The organism is Acinetobacter sp. 1566109 (assembly GCF_000582255.1).
GTDB lineage: Bacteria > Pseudomonadota > Gammaproteobacteria > Pseudomonadales > Moraxellaceae > Acinetobacter > Acinetobacter nosocomialis.
In genome coordinates this window covers 1-2,047 of record NZ_JEYB01000146.1, presented here as the reverse complement: position 1 = coordinate 2,047, position 2,047 = coordinate 1, and the positions used below count along the sequence as shown (strand labels likewise).

Sequence of the window (2,047 nt, the reverse complement as noted above, 5' to 3'; positions counted from 1 at the left end):
TTGTCTACGACACATCGAACAATGGCAAGCATGTACATCATGATTTTTTAGTTCAACTTCAAAAGTTGTTTCACCGCATAGACACTGACCGTTCATTATTATTTTCCACAAGAAGTTTATATTTTTAGGGTTATAAAATATTCTACTCAACCACATTTTACAAGTTCATAAACTATAAAATAGTCATATTTCTTATACTCGCCAACTTGACAATATGCATTTTAACGCCTAATTTAACATCAAGTTCCATTTTAGAACTTAATTACTGAAGGACTCAAAAAATGAAAAATCCTATGGAAATGACAGGCCTCGAATTTTTACAAGCCATGATTGAAGGTCACATTCCACCTGCCAGTATAAGCAAAACTATTCCAATGCAACCTACTGAAATTTCTGAAGGATGTGTGACTTTCAAAGCACAAGCAGATCATAATCACTTAAACCCATTAGGTGGTGTACATGGTGGTTTTGCAGCAACAGTCCTAGACTCGGTGACTGGCTGTGCTGTCCATACGATGTTACCTGCAGGTGTAGGTTATGGCACCATCGACCTTAACGTGAAAATGTGCCGCCCTATTCCTCAAAATCAGGCTTTAATTGCCACTGGTAAAGTCATTAATTTAAGTAAAAACTTAGGTATTTCCGAAGGTAAAATTATTGATGAAGAAGGTAAACTTTATGCGTATGCAACAGCAACCTGCATGATCATTCGACCATGAAAACTAAGGCAGCTTTAAATGGCTGCCTTTTTTATTAAGTCAGGAAGATCTGGACGGTCACAAGTTTGTGCAATCACATAGAGTGCCCAAATATTCTTAAGTTGAAGCTCGACCACTTCATTATGCTGAGTAGACCAAGCTAAGACTTTATTTTTACCTAGTAATAATTCGCCTTCGAGCTGGAAAATATAGAGGGGTTTAGATTGATCTAGTAACTTGGAACACTTTAAAACTTTCAGTGAAGTATGCGCATCCCATTTTAAACTAAACCAGAGTTGTAATAAGTCACCTAAGTACAAGTCCTGCTTTTTAAATGGAAAAGCATTGATCCATGCATCTTCTACAAGTGTGTAATAAGATTCTGGTTGATTTAAAATATTAAGATAATTGCGTTGATAAAAATCAAAATTAGAAAAAATAGAAGCAACAGTAAGTGTTTTCATACTTATCTCCGATTTAGCCATTTTAGTGCTGGCAAGTTGGTTTAAATCCACACTGTTTGGATTACTCCAAACGCTTGTTCTTTTTTGAATCTAGCAATTGAGTTTTTAAAGTGCAAGTAATTTATATCCTCGCTACTCAACTTGATCAAATAAGAAGCATACAACACAAAAATGAAGGAAACATGACGATTTTCACTTGACCCTTGTCAAAATCTCCTTATAATCGCATGCAGATTCTCCCATAGCTCAGTCGGTAGAGCGACGGACTGTTAATCCGCAGGTCCCTGGTTCGAGCCCAGGTGGGAGAGCCAAGATTCTTAAAAACCCACTCATTACGAGTGGGTTTTTATTTGTATGATGTTGTCACATGTTCGAATCGAGTCACTTATTTTTTATTATTTTAGGTTGCTTAAGCACCTGTATTTTTCTTGTTGTTTGTTTACGTCCCTATTTATTCCCAAAACAAAAATTCTTTGCTCGTCCTGTCATTACTAATTTTGAAACTCAAATGTTTATACGTCTAAAACAGAGTTTCCCAGCTTGCCATGTTTTAGCTCAAGTGGCGTTTAGCGCATTAATCACCAGCAATGACTATAAGGTTCGTAGCCAGTTCAATCGTAAAGTTACCGACTTTGTTTTGCTTAATGACAAAATGGAAGTAATTGCTATTATTGAGTTAGATGACCCTACTCATCTTGAAAAAGCAGAAGAAGACCGTCTACGCGATCAAATGCTGACAGAAGCCGGATATATCGTAAAACGTTATACAAGCATACCGAGCGTACGCCAACTACAAAGAGATATTCATTGAACAGCTAATGCTATTTCTTATCTGAATTTGCAGCCTCTTTTTCAGCTATTCTTTTTTCCATTTCTATACGTTGC

4 protein-coding genes, 1 tRNA gene and 1 pseudogene are annotated in these 2,047 nt (G+C 36.5%); 3 read left to right on the top strand and 3 right to left on the bottom strand.

Going from position 1 to position 2,047, the window contains the following annotated elements:
* A partial coding sequence (locus tag J582_RS27430) for a GFA family protein (RefSeq protein WP_416202109.1) occupies nt 1–156 on the bottom strand: 156 nt, incomplete at its 3' end.
* 125 nt (nt 157–281) lie between these two features.
* Between J582_RS27430 and J582_RS24815 the strand changes: the two genes are divergently transcribed.
* The gene (locus J582_RS24815; protein WP_016804927.1) at nt 282–719 is read left to right on the top strand and encodes a PaaI family thioesterase; all 438 of its coding nucleotides are present in this window, start codon (nt 282–284) and stop codon (nt 717–719) included.
* 14 nt (nt 720–733) lie between these two features.
* Here J582_RS24815 and J582_RS24810 read toward each other — a convergent pair whose 3' ends face one another.
* Both J582_RS24810 and J582_RS26910 read right to left on the bottom strand, forming a co-directional pair.
* On the bottom strand, nt 734–1,162 hold the full coding sequence (locus tag J582_RS24810; protein WP_031981994.1) for a hypothetical protein: 429 nt from the start codon (nt 1,160–1,162) through the stop codon (nt 734–736).
* A 41-nt stretch (nt 1,163–1,203) separates the two neighbouring features.
* Nucleotides 1,204–1,348: pseudogene (locus tag J582_RS26910) on the bottom strand (hypothetical protein); the annotation flags it as partial.
* Between the two features lie 49 nt (nt 1,349–1,397).
* Between J582_RS26910 and J582_RS24805 the strand changes: the two are divergent.
* Nucleotides 1,398–1,473, top strand: a tRNA-Asn gene (locus tag J582_RS24805).
* A 56-nt stretch (nt 1,474–1,529) separates the two neighbouring features.
* Nucleotides 1,530–1,973, top strand: coding sequence for a DUF2726 domain-containing protein (locus tag J582_RS24800; RefSeq protein WP_022575352.1), 444 nt, complete (start codon nt 1,530–1,532; stop codon nt 1,971–1,973).
* Nucleotides 1,974–2,047: the final 74 nt, after the last annotated feature.

What these genes read in the sequence shown, in the direction of transcription:
- J582_RS24815 (WP_016804927.1), top strand. Translation starts at nt 282, where the DNA reads ATGAAAAATCCTATGGAAATGACAGGCCTCGAATTTTTACAAGCCATG.
- J582_RS24810 (WP_031981994.1), bottom strand. Translation starts at nt 1,162, where the DNA reads ATGAAAACACTTACTGTTGCTTCTATTTTTTCTAATTTTGATTTTTAT.
- J582_RS24800 (WP_022575352.1), top strand. Translation starts at nt 1,530, where the DNA reads ATGTTCGAATCGAGTCACTTATTTTTTATTATTTTAGGTTGCTTAAGC.